17 protein-coding genes are annotated in these 15,770 nt (G+C 65.8%); 11 read left to right on the top strand and 6 right to left on the bottom strand.

Annotation, left to right across the window (positions count from 1 at the left end; all coding sequences use genetic code 11):
* Window positions 1-24 precede the first annotated feature (24 nt).
* Window positions 25-819, top strand: a complete 795-nt coding sequence (locus O7632_RS01220; RefSeq protein ID WP_278110682.1) for a DUF6406 domain-containing protein — start codon at window positions 25-27, stop codon at window positions 817-819.
* A gap of 370 nt (window positions 820-1,189) precedes the next feature.
* On the opposite strand, the gene O7632_RS01215 is transcribed toward O7632_RS01220, so the two are convergent.
* From O7632_RS01215 to O7632_RS01200, 4 genes are all read right to left on the bottom strand, one after another.
* Complete coding sequence (locus O7632_RS01215; protein WP_278110680.1) at window positions 1,190-1,447, bottom strand: type II toxin-antitoxin system prevent-host-death family antitoxin; 258 nt, start codon at window positions 1,445-1,447, stop codon at window positions 1,190-1,192.
* A 227-nt stretch (window positions 1,448-1,674) separates the two neighbouring features.
* Window positions 1,675-1,926, bottom strand: a complete 252-nt coding sequence (locus O7632_RS01210) for a hypothetical protein (protein ID WP_278110678.1) — start codon at window positions 1,924-1,926, stop codon at window positions 1,675-1,677.
* Between the two features lie 22 nt (window positions 1,927-1,948).
* Window positions 1,949-2,206 (bottom strand): hypothetical protein, encoded by a 258-nt coding sequence (locus O7632_RS01205; RefSeq protein ID WP_278110676.1) that lies wholly within the window; start codon window positions 2,204-2,206, stop codon window positions 1,949-1,951.
* Complete coding sequence (locus O7632_RS01200) at window positions 2,199-2,492, bottom strand: hypothetical protein (protein WP_278110674.1); 294 nt, start codon at window positions 2,490-2,492, stop codon at window positions 2,199-2,201. Before O7632_RS01200 ends, O7632_RS01205 begins: the two co-directional genes overlap by 8 nt.
* Window positions 2,493-2,850: 358 nt before the next feature.
* Here O7632_RS01200 and O7632_RS01195 point away from each other — a divergent pair, with 358 nt between their 5' ends.
* From O7632_RS01195 to O7632_RS01175, 5 genes are all read left to right on the top strand, one after another.
* Window positions 2,851-3,681, top strand: coding sequence for a helix-turn-helix transcriptional regulator (locus O7632_RS01195; protein ID WP_278110672.1), 831 nt, complete (start codon window positions 2,851-2,853; stop codon window positions 3,679-3,681).
* 14 nt (window positions 3,682-3,695) lie between these two features.
* Window positions 3,696-3,881, top strand: coding sequence for a DUF397 domain-containing protein (locus tag O7632_RS01190; RefSeq protein WP_278110671.1), 186 nt, complete (start codon window positions 3,696-3,698; stop codon window positions 3,879-3,881).
* Between the two features lie 242 nt (window positions 3,882-4,123).
* On the top strand, window positions 4,124-4,363 hold the full coding sequence (locus O7632_RS01185; protein WP_278119754.1) for a Scr1 family TA system antitoxin-like transcriptional regulator: 240 nt from the start codon (window positions 4,124-4,126) through the stop codon (window positions 4,361-4,363).
* Window positions 4,360-4,554 (top strand): DUF397 domain-containing protein, encoded by a 195-nt coding sequence (locus O7632_RS01180; protein ID WP_278110670.1) that lies wholly within the window; start codon window positions 4,360-4,362, stop codon window positions 4,552-4,554. The genes O7632_RS01185 and O7632_RS01180 overlap by 4 nt, the downstream gene beginning before the upstream one ends.
* Before the next feature lie 102 nt (window positions 4,555-4,656).
* A complete protein-coding gene (locus tag O7632_RS01175; RefSeq protein ID WP_278110669.1) occupies window positions 4,657-4,845 on the top strand; it encodes a DUF397 domain-containing protein in 189 nt (62 codons plus the stop codon).
* A 103-nt stretch (window positions 4,846-4,948) separates the two neighbouring features.
* On the opposite strand, the gene O7632_RS01170 is transcribed toward O7632_RS01175, so the two are convergent.
* Both O7632_RS01170 and O7632_RS01165 read right to left on the bottom strand, forming a co-directional pair.
* Window positions 4,949-5,530 (bottom strand): hypothetical protein, encoded by a 582-nt coding sequence (locus tag O7632_RS01170; RefSeq protein WP_278110668.1) that lies wholly within the window; start codon window positions 5,528-5,530, stop codon window positions 4,949-4,951.
* Between the two features lie 146 nt (window positions 5,531-5,676).
* A complete protein-coding gene (locus O7632_RS01165) occupies window positions 5,677-6,252 on the bottom strand; it encodes a hypothetical protein (RefSeq protein WP_278110667.1) in 576 nt (191 codons plus the stop codon).
* A gap of 251 nt (window positions 6,253-6,503) precedes the next feature.
* Between O7632_RS01165 and O7632_RS01160 the strand changes: the two genes are divergently transcribed.
* The 5 genes from O7632_RS01160 (at window position 6,504) to O7632_RS01140 (ending at window position 15,569) form a co-directional block, all read left to right on the top strand.
* Window positions 6,504-6,698 (top strand): DUF397 domain-containing protein, encoded by a 195-nt coding sequence (locus O7632_RS01160; RefSeq protein ID WP_278110666.1) that lies wholly within the window; start codon window positions 6,504-6,506, stop codon window positions 6,696-6,698.
* A gap of 791 nt (window positions 6,699-7,489) precedes the next feature.
* The gene (locus O7632_RS01155; protein WP_278110664.1) at window positions 7,490-10,186 is read left to right on the top strand and encodes a hypothetical protein; all 2,697 of its coding nucleotides are present in this window, start codon (window positions 7,490-7,492) and stop codon (window positions 10,184-10,186) included.
* The gene (locus O7632_RS01150) at window positions 10,080-13,910 is read left to right on the top strand and encodes a polymorphic toxin-type HINT domain-containing protein (RefSeq protein ID WP_278110663.1); all 3,831 of its coding nucleotides are present in this window, start codon (window positions 10,080-10,082) and stop codon (window positions 13,908-13,910) included. The genes O7632_RS01155 and O7632_RS01150 overlap by 107 nt, the downstream gene beginning before the upstream one ends.
* 10 nt (window positions 13,911-13,920) lie before the next feature.
* Window positions 13,921-14,418, top strand: a complete 498-nt coding sequence (locus O7632_RS01145; RefSeq protein WP_278110661.1) for an SMI1/KNR4 family protein — start codon at window positions 13,921-13,923, stop codon at window positions 14,416-14,418.
* Between the two features lie 329 nt (window positions 14,419-14,747).
* Entirely contained in the window at window positions 14,748-15,569 is an 822-nt protein-coding gene (locus O7632_RS01140) for a transposase family protein (RefSeq protein WP_278110660.1), read from the top strand.
* Window positions 15,570-15,770 lie beyond the last annotated feature (201 nt).

Below are 15,770 nucleotides of genomic sequence, written 5' to 3'. Positions count from 1 at the left end.
CAGTAGAGGAAGCGGGTCGAGTCGGTGCAGTCGTACGAGGACGTCGAGGTCATCCCGAGCAACGCCCAGGTCAACACCGGGACGTGCAGCATCGGTGTGCTGGGGGTCGACCCGGGTCAGCCGGTGTCCGCGCTGCTGGCGGTGGCGTTTCCCGGGTCGGCCGAGTCGGCGAAGCACCGGTTGCGGCTGGGTGAGACGTTCCCGGTGGGCACCGAGACCTGGTATTTCGCCGGTGTGCGTTTCGAGAGCGCCAGCCGGTATTGGGTGACGGTGCGGCGGCTGGCACCGGGGGCGGCACCGCCGTTCGTGGACGAGTCGACGTCGGTCACGGGGTGGCGGCCGGCGCAGCGCCAGCCGTACGGGCAGCTGGACGAGGCGCAGTTGCAGTCGCTCGAACAGGCGTTGGGGCGGCGGCTGCCGGGGGATTACCGGCATTGGCTGTCGCAGACCAACGGCATGCAGCCGGTGCAGCCGCAGCATGTGCCGGGTGCGCCGTTCACGCTGTTTTCGCAGCGCCCGCTGCTCGGGGTGCATCCGGACTATCCGCCGTACGACCTGGTCGCGGCCGACCGGCAGTGGCGGGTGGGCAAGCTGTCCGAGGCGTACGTGGTGATCGCGCTGCCGATGGAAGGCTTGCTGGTGGTGCGGGTGGCCGACCCGTACGCCGACTCCGTCTCCTTTTTGCCGCAGGATCTGCTGGCCGGGCCGGGTACGCCGGAGGCGGTCGCGCAGCGGGAGCGGCAGATGATCGGGGTGGGCCAGTCGATCGGCCATTTCCTCGGCAGCCTGACCCCGCTCGACCCGCCGCCGCACCCCTGACCCGGCCGCCCCGGGACAGTCACCCGCCAACCAGGTGCGGCTGACCGCCGCCGGCATATTGGCCGCACCCCGATCCGCCGACGGAGCAGGCTGAGGTGAGGCCTATCCACGTTATTTTCAATTTTTGAGGTGGATAGGCCTCACCTCGGCGATGCCGGCCGGACGATCTGGAGCCTGCCCGCCGGTACCGGAACGGCCGCGTCGAACTGTCTGGAGCAACCGGATGCGGACAAGACAAAACCCCGGCGGCGTACCCACGAGGGGTAGGGGCGACCGGGGTCTACGCGGACAAGGCTAGCGGACCGGGACCTGCACGCTGCAGCGATGCTGCCGGTGTCACCCAGCGCGGCCGCGACGCTGCACCGCCCGCTCACTGGTCGACAATCCAGTCGCGTAGCTCGCCGCCGCCGTTGCGCAGCTCTTCGACGGCTTCGTTGAGCCGACGCGCGTTGGCGGGGCTGGCCATCAGGTATGCCGTCTCTTTCAGGGATTCGTACTCGCGCAGGGAGATGATCACCGCTGCCTCGCGGCCGGAGCGGGTGACCACGACTTCCTCGGCGTCGTCGACAACGTGGTCGAGCAGCTTGGCCAGGTTCTGCCGGGCCTCCGAGTAGGTGACGGTACGCATGGCGGCTCCCAACTTCACGTACAAGAAGTTGTCCAACACGGGTACGGAGTCGGCGGGTCTGCAGCCCGGCTCGTCCCCGCCTGCCGTGCCGGCCGCACTGCTGACTGCTGCTCGGGACGGTCGCTGTCACGATGTGAGGCTGGGATACCTAACCCGCGACTCGATAGGTATCCCAGCCTCACATCGCTGACGCCTGCGGCGGTTGATCTTGTACGTCGACCGTCTGGTCACCGTGTGGCGGTGGTTGGTAGTCGGTAGCCGAGTTGTTGGCCGTAGGTCATCAGTGGGCGCAGGGTCGGCAGGAGGGTGGTGGGTTCGGAGCGCCAGTGGCGTCCTCGGTTGTTGTCGAGTCGGCGGTGTCGGGCGGTTATCGTCTGTCGGAGTCGGAGGGCGTGGAGTCGCCGGGAGGCGGTGGAGCGGCCGGAGCGCCAGTCGAGCCAGCGCAGCCACCAGTCCCGCAGCATGTCGAGGATTATCATTTCTTCTCTCCTTGATCGGTTGTCAGGTCGTCTGTCGTTTGGGTAGTCGGTAGAGTCCGCGTCGTTGGACGAAGATCTCTCGCCGTTCGGCAGCCAATCCGCGTTCGTCGATGACGTAGCCGGTGAGCCAGATCCAGCCGTGGTAGGTCGGCTTCTGGTCGACGGAGATGACGCGGAACGTGAGTCGTCGGTCGCCGGCGAACTGCACGCTCGCTTCTCGGCCGATCAGTAGTACGTCGCCGGGGTTGGGCTCTGGCGTGCGGAGCAGTCGGCTATTCACCGAGTCGTGCGTCGCGGCGTGGTCGTTCGACGCCGTCGGCGCCTCGTTCGGTCGGCCAGGTGGTGAGCCCGCACTGGGGACACCACCTGGACTTCACCCGGAACGAGAACAGTCCGGCGCAGAAGCCGAGCAGGGCCGCCCCGCACACCGCTCCCACTTCAATCATTGATTCGCTCTCCTGTTCGATCGACCGCTTGGCGGCGGGGGCGAGCACCCCTGGTCCGGCCAGTGGCCCCGGTTGATCGGTATGCGGTGCCGTGCCCGGCAGGGCAACGTCGATCCGCACCGGCAGACCTGCTGCCACTTGTTCCAGGACCACACCGGCCGGTGTCGCCTGGCCAGGGTCATTGCCACGGCGACGACGTACGCCTCGTAGGTGACCATCGGGCTGTCTCCTCGCTGCAGGACGAGAGCGTCGGTGCCGCGTCAGTCGCACCGCGCTGGCCGCCGTACCGGTGATGCGGTCGGCGTCCACATGTGCCCCACCACCATGACAGGCGCCAATGAAATCCGCAATATGCGTATCGCAGAAGTCGCTTGATCAACTTGCGCTAGGCAGAGGCCTTGATCGGCAGCTGGGTGAAGTGCAGGATGCGTGTGTGCCATCACGACAAAGCCCAACAGTCAAACGGCGACGGCTGGCGATGACGCTCCGACGGCTGCGGGAGCAGGCAGGTCTCTCATCGACCGAGGCTGCCCGGCAGGTCGATCACGACGGGAGCTGGCTGTCCCGTATCGAAACCGCAGAGGTCCGGCCGCATCCGAACGACGTGCGGGCGCTCCTTGGGCTCTACGGCGTCGCTGGCAAGCAGGCTGAGGCGGTCATCGCTGTCGCACGACAAGCCCGGCAGCGCGGCTGGTGGCAGCGCTACAGCGAGGTGCTACCCGAGTGGTTCGTGACCTACGTCGGTATGGAATCCGAAGCGTCGGTCATCCGGTCGTACCAATGCCAGATGGTCCCGGGCCTTCTGCAGACCGAGGAGTATGCGCGGGCAGCCTTCCGGGGCGCGCCGATTCCGATGCGCGACAGTGAGCTCGAACAACAGGTCGCCCTCCGGATGGACCGGCAGGCCGTCCTCGGCACAGACGATCAGCCGGTTCTGCGGATGATCCTCGACGAGGCTGCGGTACGGCGAGTGGTTGGCGGACCGAAGGTGCTGCGCGCGCAGCTCGACCGCTTGATCGCGGACTGCGACCGGACCCGAGTGCAGATTCAGATCCTGCCGTTCGGGGCCGGTGCTGGTTTCGACGGCAGCTTCGCCATCCTTGACTTCCCGCCGATGCCCGAGCCCTTTCCTGAAGCGGCCGAAGATCGCTTGGTCTACGTTGGCACCCTCACCGCTGCGCTCTACCTGGAGCAACCGGCCGAGGTCGCCGCTTACTCGGCCGCGTTTGAGCAGCTCGCTGCCGAGGCTCTGTCGCCAACGGCCTCCCGCGATACCTTGGCTAGGATCGCCAGCGATCTGGCAACCTAGCAAAGGAGCATGACGTGGATTCAGCGTGGCGCAAGAGCACCCGGTCTGGTTCCTCCGGTGACTGTGTGGAAGCCCGGTACGTCGACCACGCCGCCCAGGTGCGCGACAGCAAGGACCAGGCCGGACCGGTACTGTCGTTTAACGCCAGCACCTGGACCGGCTTCGTCCACGGGATCAAGATCGGCCAGTTCAACCGCTGACCCCCGATGAACGTGCTCCGGCACGACGTCGACGCCGAGCAGCTCCACCGAATCATCTCCGTCAGTCGCCGGCCCAACGTCGCCGTCCGGGTGGGGCGGCAGAAGCTGCTCACCGAGGAGAAGCTGCGCTTGGTCGCGGTTATCGACGAGGCGGTCCTGCACCGCCAGATCGGCGGTCCGGAGGTCATGACCGAGCAGCTCACCGCACTACTGGAAATGCCCAGGAGTAGTGGAACGTCGCTATTCAGGTCATCCCATCCCAAGAAGGTGCATACGCCTCGATGTTGTCGAGCTTCCACATCCTCAGCTTCGACGAGGGACCGGGGGTCGTCTACATCGAAGGACCCACCGGAGACCTCTACGCTGAGGGTGACGACGTGCAGCGGTGTGCCAAGGTTTTCGGCATGCTCAGGGCATCGGCTCTGTCGCCCACAGCATCGGCCGAGATGATCAGGAACCTCCGGGATAGGGAGACGGCATGAAGACACTCGACAACCAGTGGCGGACGAGCAGCCGCAGCGGCGGCAACGGCGCCTGCGTGGAGGCCCGGTACGCCGACCGCACCGCCCAGGTACGCGACAGCAAGGACCAGGCCGGTCCGGTGCTGTCGTTCACTCCGGCCCAGTGGACCGGCTTCGTCCAGGAGATCAAGGCCGGTGCGTTCGACGCCTGACACCGCCCCACCGCCGGCCCTGCCTCGGCAGGGTCGGCACTTCTCCGTGTTAACCAGTGACTCGTGAGCAAGGCCGCGATCTAGTCCTGAGGGTGGTATGACATGAGCAGCGAACCGACGTGGCGCAAGAGCACCCGCAGCAACGGCAACAGCGGCGACTGCGTCGAGGTTGCCGACAACCTTCCCGGCCGTGTCCTGGTCCGGGACACCAAGAACCGCGACGGCGGCACCCTGGCCTTCGCCCCGCACGCGTGGCGCTCCTTCGTCGAGCTGGCCAAGCAGCACCACTGACCACCTGACGTCAACCCCGGCGAGACCGCCGACGAACGCCGACCCCGCCTCAGCAGGGTCGGCGTTCACCCTTCAGTGATCTACGCGCACGATGAAATGGCTGTCAGTAGTACGTCGGCTGCCGCTCTTCCGGGTCCGCACGCACCACATCGAGGTTCCTGTCCGCGACGAGGCGGTCGACAACCTCACGGTCGGCTCCGATGCCGGCCCAATGAGGGTCGACGTCGCTGGCGAAACACCATGCATGATCCGCCGGCCAGACAAATGCCGGCGCTGAGTAAACCTCGGAGTCGAACAAGTCGCTCCACTCCATCAAGTCGTCCAGGGTGCCGGTGAACAGGACGTATCGCCGGTGCGGAAGGTCCAGCATGGGTCCGCTAGTCAGTGCGGGATTCCGGAACGTCGCGCCGCCCTCCCACACGCAGACATAGCAGTCGCGCGTGGAGGAGCCGTAGTCGGCGAGGGCCTCCAACGCTGTTCGGGCCATGTCGATCTCAGTGGATCGGCGAGATGGCAGCCGCACGTCCGACTCGCGCATACCCGGAAAGTCCGGATCGGGCAGGTAGCGAAGGCGTGCGTACGCGGGGAATGAGGCCGGCCCGAACGTGATCAACCGCGTCGGGTCGACATCGGTCGCATACAGCCATGCCGCAGCAGAGAGCTCGTCAGTGGGCTGCAGTGTCATCGTCGGATGATAAACCGCTAGTTGTAGTGGCCATGAGCGTCTTTGGCGGCGTGTCGGCTTGATCCATGGGGACGCCCTCGGCGAGGTGTGAGGTGCTGACGCCCATACCTACCGGAAGCCTTTATAACCCACCGTAAACGCTACGGCTAGTTCACTACGCAGTAGACGTTGGCCTGCCTGTAGGGTCGGTTGCTGTCGTCGATCTCGCCGATGACGTCAACGTCCTCGTGATTGCGCCAGGAGATAAGTTGGCTGGTCGAGTGACAGACATGCCGAGCGTTGGACCTGTTCCCGGCCCCGCCGCCGGCCGTCACCGTCACCGTGCTCGAACACGACTTTCGGCGCCAGGTGCCGTCGGTGTACCACTCGTACAAGCAGTTGTAGACCTTGGCCGTGTTGTTGGTGCACGTTCCCTTGACGTAGGTTCCATGACCCGAGACGTCAGGCGCCGTGTAGTGCGGATAGTCAGCTCCGTTGCCCGGTGTGCAGCCAAGGAGCAGGGCACTGCCTGCTACCAGGTCGGCGTCCTGCCCCCGCATCGACAGGACGTTGCCCTCCTCGTCGAGGTACGTGCCCTCCGCGCCGGCGGGCGCCAGCCCTGGCCGAGCCGCTGCCCGCGACGGGTCCGATGCCGGTGGAGAGGCTACGGCGCTCGCTCCGGTCGACAGCAAGGCGACGGCCAGGGCGATAGCCAAGCTCGATGCACGCATACTCCTGGTCAAGGTCATTCCTCCCGTGTGTCAATGACGTGACGGGTACCGAACGTAATGTGAGAAGCACCTTGAGTCAACCGGTCGAAGTGTCTAAGAATAGACGTTGCCAAATGTTTTGCTCAAGTTGTCTTGATCAGCCTCTTCCTTCTGTGGTCGGCTTCGACGTGGCGCGCCAAGGTCTTCGGCATGCTGTGGGCGTCGGCTCTGTTGCCCGCGGCGTCGGCCGAGATGATCAAGGCGCTTCGGGACAGGGAGGCAGCATGAAGACACTCGACAACCAGTGGCGGACGAGCAGCCGCAGCGGCCACAACGGCGCCTGCGTGGAAGGCCGGTACGCCGACCGCACCGCCCAGGTACGCGACAGCAAGGACCAGGCCGGTCCGGTGCTGTCGTTCACTCCGGCCCAGTGGACCGGCTTCGTCCAGGAGATCAAGGCCGGTACGTTCGACGCCTGACCGCCCCACCGCCGGCCCTGCCTCGTGGCAGGGCCGGCGCTTCGTTGTCCGGGTGATGTGGTTGTCGTCTTGGTTTGGCTCGGTTCTCAGCCTGTGCCGGCGCTGCCGTTGATTGGTTCAGGGTTCCGGTGGTTCTGTCGATCATCCACTGTGGCCGGTTGCTGTTGGTGAGTTTTGGGGGTGTTTTCTGGTTGGGTGGTGGGTTTGTGGTGGCTGGTTGTGTTGGTGTGTTTACAGCTTTCTGGTGGGGTGTTTAGGGTCGGCGGGACGTTGCCGGTCGTGTTCACGGGGGTGTGTTGATGTCGGGTCGTCGTGGTCTTCGTGCTGGTAGTGGTGGTGGGTTCGGGTGGTGGGTCGGGGTTCGTGGTCGGGTGGCGGTGGTGATGGTGGTGGTGGTGTCGGCGTCGTTGTTGGCGGCGCCGGGGGTGGTGGCGGCTCCGGTGGGGTCGGCGGGGATCCGGGGGTGGGGCAGCGGTCGGTGCCGGTGTCGGAGGCGAAGGTCGCGGCTGGGGCTGGGGATGAGCCGGGGTTGCCGGGGTTCGTGCCGCGTGAGCCGGTGTGGCCGGTGGCGGTGTCGGATGTGGTGGATGTGCCGGCGGTCGATTCGGTGCCGGTGGGTGAGTCGGGTTTCGCGGTGGGTCCGGCGCCGTCGGTCGAGGGTGGTTCGGTGGGCCGGCCGGGGTCTGGGGATGGTTCGGGGTCGGTGTCGCGGGTGGGTGTGGAGGTGTTGGATCGGTCGGTGGCGGTGTCGGCGGGTGTGTCGGGTGTGTTGTTCCGGGTGGTGCGGGCGGATGGTGGGTTGGTGGCGGGCGGGTCGGGTGGGTGTGGAGGTGGACACGTCGGGGTTTTCGGGGGCGTTTGGTGGGGATTGGGGTGCGCGGTTGGGGGTGGTGGCGTTTCCGGGGTGTGTGGTGACGTCGCCGGAGGGTGTGGGGTGTGGGGTGGGGCGGCCGGTGGTGTCGTCGCGGTTGGACAACGGGTCGGGTGTGGTGTCGGCGGTGGTGGAGGCGGCGCCGGGGGTGGATCAGGTGCGGCGGGGTGGGGTGTTTTCGGGGTTGGGGGAGTCGTCGACGTTGTCGTCGGGTGGTGCGGTGGTGTTCGCGGTGACGGGGGTGCAGTCGGGGGAGACGGGGGATTTCACGAAGACGCCGTTGTCGGTGTCGGCGGAGTGGTCGTCGGGTGGGTCGTCGGGGGATTTCGGGTGGTCGTACGGGATGGGTGTGCCGCCGGTGCCGGGTGGGTTGGAGCCGGGGGTGGGGTTGGGGTACAGCTCGGGTGGGGTGGACGGGCAGACGGCGGGTCGGAATGTGCAGGCGGGTGCGGTGGGTGAGGGGTGGGATCTGCGGGCGGGTGGTTATATCGAGCGGGCGTATCGGTCGTGTGCGGATGATCTGGAGAATCCGGCGCACTATACGGAGGCGAACGGGGATTTGTGTTGGCGGTTGCCGAATCTGCGCCTGGTGTGGGGTGGGAAGTCGACGGAGTTGGTGCGGGACGGGTCGAACAGGTGGCGGTTGGCGGATGATGACGGGGAGATGGTGCAGGCGTTCGCGGGGTCGAACAACGGGGATCAGGGCGACTTGCCGTCGAACACGGGTGAGTATTGGCGGTTGACGACGCAGGACGGCACCCAGTATTACTTCGGGTTGGAGACGGTGCCGGGCAATGTGCAGACGAATTCGACGGCGACGGTGCGGGTGCGGGCGAACAATCAGGGTGAGCCGTGTTTCGACCTGGGTGGGTTCGCGGTGTCGTCGTGTTGGCAGGCGTGGCGGTGGTCTCTGTCGTATGTGGTGGATGTGCACGGGAACGCGATGGCGTATTTCTATGAGAAGGAGGTGCAGCGGTCGGGGTTCGGCGCGGGTGGGACGCAGTCGTATGACCGGGCGGTCCGGTTGACGCGGATCGATTACGGGGTGACGGCGTCGACGGGGTTCGCGGGTGATCCGCCGGCGCGGGTGGAGTTCACCTGGTCGGACCGGTGTGTGTCGTCGTGCGGGAGCGCGCCGTCGTCGCCTGCGGCGGCGAACTGGCCGGACACGCCGTGGGATCTGTATTGCGGGGTGTCGGCGTCGTCGTGTCCGTCGAATCCGGCGCCGTCGTTCTGGTCGGACAAGCGGTTGACGTCGGTGTCGACGTCGGTGCGGACGGGGCCGGGGGCGAACCGGACGGTGGTGGATTCGTGGGTGTTGGAGCAGTTGTTCCCGGCGACGGGGAACAGCACGTCGGCGGCGTTGTGGTTGCAGTCGATCACCCGGACGGGGTCGTCGCGGACGCCGGCGGTGGTGTTGCCGCAGGTGCGGTTCGGGGGAACACGGCGGGATCAGCGGGCCGACTACGATCCGAACGCGGGGATGGCGCAGCCGCGGAAGTATCGGGTGTCGCAGGTGTTCACCGAGACGGGTGGCCGGATCGACGTCACGTATCTGAGTCCGGGGTCGGGGTGCCAGTTCGGCGGGGCGTTCCCGGATCCGGACAACAACATCCACCGCTGTTTCCCGAAGTATTGGAAGCCGGAGGACAACAGCGCGGGGTTCGGGTGGTGGAACAAGTACATCGTGACCCAGGTGGTGGAGAACGATCTGGTGGGTGGGTCACCGCCGGTGGTGCACGACTACCAGTACACGTTGGGCTCGGCGTCGGGGTCGGCGCAGGTGTTGTGGGGGCACGAGAACGGGGCGGCGGTCTACGCGAGTTCGTTGCCGTACCGGTCGTGGTCGGATTGGCGGGGTTACACCGACGTGACGACGACGGTCGGCCCGACGAGCGGCGGCATGCGGTCGCAGACGCGACGGGTCTACTTCCGGGGGCTGAGCTTCGACCTCACGGACACGGGTGAGGACCGGGTGTCGACGGTGAGCAACTCGCTGTCCGAGGCGATCCGGGACGACCTGTGGCGGCGGGGTCAGCTGTTGGAGGAGATCGTCTTCGACGGGGCCGGCGGTATCCCGCTGTCGAAGTCGGTGTACACGGTCGAGGGCTGGCAGACCGGGGCACGGACCTACCCGGCGCATTGGGCGGTGCCGACGGTGCACCATTCGGTGCTCGTCCGGGTCGGGGTGGAGCGGCATTTCACGTGGGTGACCGACACGGCGAGTTGGCGGCGGTCCGAGACGGAGCATTCGTGGCATCAGACGTTCGGCTACCGCACCGAACTGTCCGATCTCGGTGACCCGACCGTCACCACTGATGACCGCTGTACCCGTACCTGGTACAGCAGCAACATCAACACCAACCTGTATCTGGTGGGGGTGGCGAACCGGACCCAGCTCGCGGAGGGTCCCTGCAAGGTGGCGCCGACGTCCGGGCAGGTGTTGTCGGAGTCGCGGGTGTTCCACGACCACGCCACCACCCACGGCGCGGCCCCGACGAAGGGGGGAGGTGACCCGTGTCGAGCAGGTCGCCGACTTCACCGGTGGGAGTCCGGACTGGGTGATGGTCGCCACCGCCGACTACGACACGTGGGGCCGGATCGAGGTGGCGGGTGACGCCCTGGGCCGGGAGACGACCACGACCTACGTCCACAACAACAACGACCTGCTCGGCACCGTGATCACGACGAACCCGGCCGGCCACGAGACGACGGTCACCCTGGACACCACCCGTGGGCTGCCGACCAGCGCGGTCGACGCGAACGACAAGACGACCACGGCGTGGCTCGACGCTCTCGGCCGGCTCACCCACGTGTGGGCACCCGAACGCGGCCCCACCGACACCCCGGACACCGAATACGTGTACACCGTCTCCCTGACGGCGCCGGCGACGATCCAGACCAAAACGTTGAGCCCCACGGGCGGTGTGGTGTCCGCGTTCGACATCTCCGACGGGCTGCTCCGCCCCCGCCAGACCCAGGCGACCGCCCCGGACGGCAAACGGACCATCGTCGACACCCGGTACGACGGCCGGGGCCTGCCGGTCAAGACGTCGACGTTCTACAACAACGCCTCCGCACCCACCGGGACGCTGGTCGGTTTCGCCGACACCGCTGTCGACACCCAGACCCGCACCGTGTACGACGGCGCCGGGCGACCCATCCGGGACCAGTTCTGGTCGGCTGACAGCCTCCAGTGGGAAACGATCACCGGCTACGGCGGTGACCGGGTCACCGTCACCCCACCCGCCGGCGGCACCCCCACCACCACCCTGACGGATGTCCGGGGCCGGCTGACCCACCTACGCCAGCACGACGGCGCCACCACGGCCAGCGCGTTCCAGGAAACCAGCTACGGCTACAACCTGCGCGACGAACTGACCTCGGTCACCGACCCCGCCGACAACCAATGGACCTACGACTACGACCTGCTCGGCCGCCGCTGGCAGACCATCGACCCGGACGCGGGCACCTCGACCAGCGTCTACGACAACGCCGGGCAGCTGGTCACCACCACCGACGGCCGGGGCGAAACCCTCTGGTACGGCTACGACACCCTCGGCCGCCCCACCGAACTCCGCGACGACAACCCCACCGGCACCCTACGGGCCTCCTGGCTGTACGACACCTTGGGAGCCGGTCTGCTGACCTCGTCCAGCCGGCATGTCGGCGCCGACACCTACACCAGTACGGTCACCGCCTACGACGACGGCTACCGACCCCTCGGCACCACCGTCACCATCCCCGCCGCCGAGACCGGACTCGCCGGCACCTACACCACCAGCCACAGCTACCACGACAACGGCGCCCCGGAAACCACCACCATCCCCGCCGTCGGCGGTCTCCCCGCCGAAACAATCGAATACGGCTACCACACCGCCTCCGGCCTGCCCACCACCCTCACCACCGAAAACGACACCTACGTCGCCGCGACCAGCTACCACTACGACGGCCAGATCGCCCAACGCATCCTCGGCACCGGCGCCGACCGGGTACGGGTCTCCTCACCAGTCGAGCCCGGCACCCGCCGCCTCGCCGCCTCCCAGATCGACACCGAACACCAAACAACCCCGAACACCTGGGACGACGCGGCCACCACCACCTACACCTACGACCCCGCCGGCAACATCACCTCCATGGCCGGCGAAACAGCCGGTGTCGCGGACCAGACCGAATGCTTCACCTACGACAACTTCCGCCGCCTCACCGACGCCTGGACCCAGACCACCACCCCCTGCACCAACCCCCAACGCACCGGCGCCGACCCCTACCGGCAGCAATGGGAATACGACGACGCCACCGGCAACCGGGAAACCGAAACCACCTGGACGGCGACCGGGTCCACCACCGCCACCTACACCTACCCCACCCCCACCAATCCTCAGCCGCACGCCGTCACCGAGGTCGACTACATCGGTGAGACCACCCGCACCGACACCTTCACCTACACGACCGGCGGACACACCGACGAACGGACCGTCGACGGCGTCACCCAAACCCACACCTACAATCCGGAAGGCCGTCTCGCCGCCACCACGCAGACCGGCCTCGACACCACCTACGTCTACGACACCTCAGGCAACCGGCTCCTCCGCCGCGACGACACCGGCACCACCCTCTACCTCGGCCACACCGAACTCCGCCGCACCAACGCCAACGGCCAGATCGACGGCACCCGCTACTACCACCACAACGGTGCCACCGTCGCCGTCCGCACCGTCACCGGCCTCACCTGGCTCGTGCCCGACCACCACGGCACCCACCAGATCGCCATCGACCCCACCACCCTCGACCTCACCCACCGCCGCACCCTCCCCTTCGGCAACCCCCGCACCACCCCACCCCCGGCCGGCTGGCCCGGCGACAAAGGCTTCCTCGGCGGCACCCAAGACCCCACCGGCCTCACCCACATCGGCGCCCGCCTCTACGACCCCGCACACGGCCGCTTCACCACCGTCGACCCCCTCATGGACCTGACGGACCCGCAGCAGATGAACGGCTACGCCTACGCCAACAACAACCCCACCACCTTCTCCGACCCGACCGGCCTGTACCCGACAGCCGACAACGACGGACACCTGAGGTCCTACGACAAAAACAAAGTGCACGGTAACCCGCCCAAATACGCGTCACCTGACAAGTTCGTCCCGAAAACGATCGTCGAGAATGAGAGATATGAGGTCGAGGCCGACGGATTTGGTCAAGTCCTCCTGAACGGCTATCCGGTCCCACCGGGTGGGCCCGACGCCGCCGCGCTGGTGGGGTATCTGGCTGAGCACTGCCATGGCGACCAATGGTGTTACGGCGATTTCTACTGCGGAAACACCCTAAACTGTGATCCGGCTCAAACCGACGTCGAAGCTACCATTGTCCTGCTGCAGATCTGCGAGAAGGGCTACTGCAGCAACGACTTCCGCATGAAGGTGGCTGACGACAACATTTTTCTAATCGGAATCGTGTACGGCATGTTCGACGGGGTCGGCGTCGTCAGCGGCGGCGGCAAAAGAAGAGGCAGCGGATTCGGGGCAGGCACCGGCCACCGGCTCCAGCTGAGTGCATGCAAAAACAGCTTCATCCCCGGTACGCCGGTTCTCATGGCCGACGGGACCACCAAACCCATCGAGCAGGTCGAAGTTGGCGACACCGTCCTCGCCACCGACCCCGAAACCGGAGAAACCGCCCCCAAACAAGTCACAGACACCATCACCGGAAACGGTGAAAAGAACCTCGTCGCCATCACCATCCAGGACAACGAACCAACCGCCACGATCGTCGCAACCGACAAACACCCCTTCTGGATCCCCGAGCTCAACGAATGGGTCGACGCCGCCGACCTCGTAGTCGGCCAGCTTCTGCGAACCGCCGCCGGCACCCATGTGCAGATAACCGCCATCCGAGCCTGGAACGAAACCCGCACCGTCCACAACCTCACCATCGCCGACATCCACACGTACTATGTGATGTCCGGCGACACGCCGGTACTGGTGCACAATTGTGGTGGTTCGGTCCAAGGGCATCCATCGACGTGTGCATGCGCGTCGGGAGGCGTGCCGCAGGTTCGCAACGGGGCATTGGCGGGAAGCGCGCATCCCGTCACTGGTATCCCATTCGATAGGAATGGTTTTCCCGATTTTTCGTCCGTACGGCATCCATCTGTGCCAGATGTTCGAATCACGCTTTCGGGTAATCGTTCGACTGATTTCGCCCGCGCTAATCGGGCAGCTGGGCTCTCCAGTACGCCGACTGGGTACACGTGGCATCATCATCAAGACAAAGGGCTCATGCAGCTCGTTGATCGAACCGTCCACGCAAAGACGGGACATACTGGTGGCTTCAAGTAGCGGGTGGGATATGGACACACTTTTCGAGGAAGACGACTACTATACTGGCCCACAATTGGTGCCCTCGATGGTTCAGCGGGCCGAGCATCTCCTGGGTGTGCGTCTTCCTCCGGCTTACATTGACCTGCTGTACCGCAGGAACGGTGGGGTTCCAAGGGACAGGTGCTGCCCGACTGCATTCGAGACCACGTGGGCGCCCGACCACATTCAGATCAGCGCAATTCGTGGAATCGGTGGAGAGTGGGGAATCGAGGAAAGCTCCGGTATCGGAAGCGCTGACATGATTGCTGAGTGGGGCTACCCAGACGTCGGTGTTGTCATTTGTGATATGCCTTCGGCTGGTCATGATGCGGTTATGCTTGATTATTCTGAATCTGGACCTCAAGGCGAGCCTGCCGTCGTCTACGTCGATGAGGAGCGCATCCCTCGGCGGATTGCCGGCTCTTTCGGGGAATTTCTTGAGCTCCTGGTGGCATGTGACAGTTTTGCTGATAGTGGTGGCGAATAGGTAGCGGTTCGAGCTGCAGAAATAACTTCGTCTCGGCACCAAAGTACATGGTTAATGGTGAGGGTTATTCAGGCGTGTACATCGCCGCAGGTCAAGCTTATGCTCGACGTTAGCCTGAATAACCCTCGGTGTTTCTAGACTCGGGACGGCGTTTATTTCATCTAAATTCCCTGGAGTGAGCCATTCCGGGTAAGGCTGCGGGTGCAGAAAGTGACTGTCCGAAGTGTGCGGGAAACGCCCGTTCCTGGCTGATCGCGACGCGAAGACGCGGAACTCCGATACGAAGTGGTCCTCTCACCGATCACCCGCCACCGGAGTCCCGCGCACCTATGAGTATCACGTACACCGCCGCCCTGCCCGTCCGGGACGAGACCGTGCTGCGCGTGTCGGCGCTGCTGCACGCCGAACGCCTACGCCGTGGCACCCGCCAAGGCCGCAGGGCACTGACCTGCTTCCGGCAGGCCGTCCTGGTCCTGCGCTGGCTCCTCGACGGCACCCGCATGACCCAGCTGGCCCGCGACAACACGATCAGCAACTCCACCGGCTACGACAACCCGCACGAAGGCATCCAGGTGCTGGCGGCCCAGGCTCCCGGCCTGCACGCGGCCCTACTGGCCGCCAAGACGGCCGGCTACGACTACATCCTCCTCGACGGCACCCTGATCGAGACCGACCGCATCTCCACGCCCGGCCCCACCCCCGGCGTGGACCTGTGGTGGTCGAAGAAGCACAAGAACCACGGCGGCAACATCCAGGTCGTCAGCGCCCCGGACGGCTGGCCGCTGTGGACCTCCCCGGTCCGACCCGGCAGAGAACACGACACCAGATGCCTGCGTACCCACCCCGGCATGCTGACCACTCTCACCGAGATCCGCGACGACGTGCGCACCCTCGCCGACCTGGGATACGAAGGAGAAGCCGACACCATCGCCGTCGCCTTCAAGACACCACCCAACGGAGAACTCACCGACATCCAGCAGCAGTTCAACCGAGCCCACAACCGGCTCCGCGCGGTCGGTGAACGCGGCAACAGCCTCCTCAAGATGACCTTCAAAGCCCTGCGCAACGTGACCCTCTGCCCATGGAAGATCGGCGACATCGTCGCGGCAGCCCTGGTCATCCTCCACATCGAACACAACCGAACCACGTGAAACGGACACTACGCGCAGTCACATGCCGTTACCCGGAAAGGCTCAGTGTCATGATAGGTAGCCGGCACCCAGTCGATGGAGGTGGCGGTTGCCTGCGAGATCTTGCTCCTAATGAATATGGGCTTATCCTTGCAATTCTGGTCGGCGGTGCTCCTGGAGTGGTTGAACTAAGGGTCCAGCTCGGTGCAGCGTATGTATCGG

It is taken from the genome of Solwaraspora sp. WMMD406 (assembly GCF_029626025.1).
In the GTDB taxonomy this organism is placed as follows: domain Bacteria; phylum Actinomycetota; class Actinomycetes; order Mycobacteriales; family Micromonosporaceae; genus Micromonospora_E.
The sequence above is the reverse complement of the archived record's forward strand: the minus strand, read 5'-3'. Positions and strand labels throughout refer to the sequence as shown.